The organism is Neisseria sp. P0021.S005 (assembly GCF_051956955.1).
The window spans coordinates 1-1,586 of record NZ_JBQCWY010000692.1; the positions used below are offsets into that span (position 1 = coordinate 1).

Below are 1,586 nucleotides of genomic sequence, written 5' to 3' on the forward strand. Positions count from 1 at the left end.
TCAGGCCGTCTGAAACCTTCAGACGGCCTAAGCAAACCCATAAAGGACAACCCTCATGACACAAGAACGCCTCCCTTCATTCTTCGATGACGCCCCGACCATTACCGTCCAAGACGCATTGGCCGACTTCCTCGGCGCGGCCGAAAACGGCATCCTCACTTACCACTACGCCGATGCCGTGCGCTTGTGCGGCCATTCCTGCCCGACCGTCGCCGGCGCCTACCTGATGGTCATTAAAGGCCTGAAAGCCCTTTACGGCACAGAGCTGCCGCAACGCGGCGACATTGAAGCCTTTATGCAGGGCGAGCGTGACGAGGGCACGACCGGCGTTACCGCTTCCGTCGTCCAACTCCTTACCGGCGCTGCACCCGAAACCGGCTTTGGCGGCGTAGGCCCTGCCGGACGCTTTGCCCGCCGCCACCTCTTGTCCTTTGGTGCAGGCGAAATCAACGGCACACTCGCGCTCCGCCGCCGCGATACCGGCAAAACCGTTGCCGTCAGCCTCAACGCCGCTCTCCAACTCTTTGCCCCGCAAATGCGCGACATTATGCCCAAAGCCGTCAGCGGCAGCGCAAGTGCCGATGAACTCAAACAATTCGGCGAGCTTTGGCAAGAACGCGTCCGCGCCTTCCTGATTGACCAAGCCGACAATCCCGAATTTGTCACCGTCAGCGAAATCTAAAAACACCATACAGGAATAAAATTCAGACGGCCTCATGCTGAAAGGCCGTCTGAAACCCCAACTTCCCATTTTCGGACCCGCCTATGATTACCATCCGCAACGTCAGCCACACCATCGGCAGCAACCCCATCCTCAACGACGTCAGCCTCGACATTCCCGAAGGCGGCATTACCGCGCTAATCGGCCCGAACGGCGCAGGCAAATCCACCCTCCTCTCCTTTATGGCGCGCCTGCAGCCCTTGGTACATGGCGACATCAGCTACGCAGGCAAAGACATCAAAACTACCCCCACCGCCGAACTTGCCCGTACGCTCTCTATCCTCACCCAAGAAAACAGCATCATGAGCCGCATTACCGTGCGCGACCTGCTCATGTTCGGCCGCTATCCCTACCACCAAGGCAGGCCGTCTGAAACAGATAAAACCATCGTCGAAGAAGCACTTGCAGAGTTCCACCTGCAAGACTTTGCCGACCGCTACCTGACCGAGCTTTCCGGCGGCCAACGCCAACGCGCCATGATTGCCATGGTGTTCTGCCAGCGCACCGACTACGTTTTGCTGGACGAACCGCTGAACAACCTCGACATGTATCATGCCCGTTCCCTCATGCAAATCCTGCGCCGACTGACCGACGAACACAAGCGCACCACCGTCGTCGTCCTGCACGACATCAACCAGGCCGCCGCCTATGCCGATTACGTCGTCGCCATGAAAAACGGCCAAGTCGCCATGCAGGGCAAGCCCAACGATATTTTCACCGCCGAAAACATCAAAACCCTATTCGATATGGACGTCAACGTCCTCGATTACGAAGGCAAAAAACTGGTTATCCACCATATCTAAATCCGACAAAAAGGCCGTCTGAAACCCGATTGTTCAGGTTTCAGACGGCCTTTGTCTATTCA

The 1,586-nt window shown here is 57.3% G+C and carries 2 protein-coding genes; both read left to right on the forward strand.

Annotated features, from left to right (window positions below; all coding sequences use genetic code 11):
- Positions 1–55 precede the first annotated feature (55 nt).
- Entirely contained in the window at positions 56–682 is a 627-nt protein-coding gene (locus ACTHUE_RS18375; RefSeq protein WP_070695155.1) for an FmdE family protein, read from the forward strand.
- Between the two features lie 83 nt (positions 683–765).
- A complete protein-coding gene (locus tag ACTHUE_RS18380; RefSeq protein ID WP_049328943.1) occupies positions 766–1,524 on the forward strand; it encodes an iron ABC transporter ATP-binding protein in 759 nt (252 codons plus the stop codon).
- Positions 1,525–1,586: the final 62 nt, after the last annotated feature.

Excerpts from the sequence above, each read along its gene's own strand:
- ACTHUE_RS18375 (WP_070695155.1), top strand. The coding sequence starts at position 56 with ATGACACAAGAACGCCTCCCTTCATTCTTCGATGACGCCCCGACCATT.
- ACTHUE_RS18380 (WP_049328943.1), top strand. The coding sequence starts at position 766 with ATGATTACCATCCGCAACGTCAGCCACACCATCGGCAGCAACCCCATC.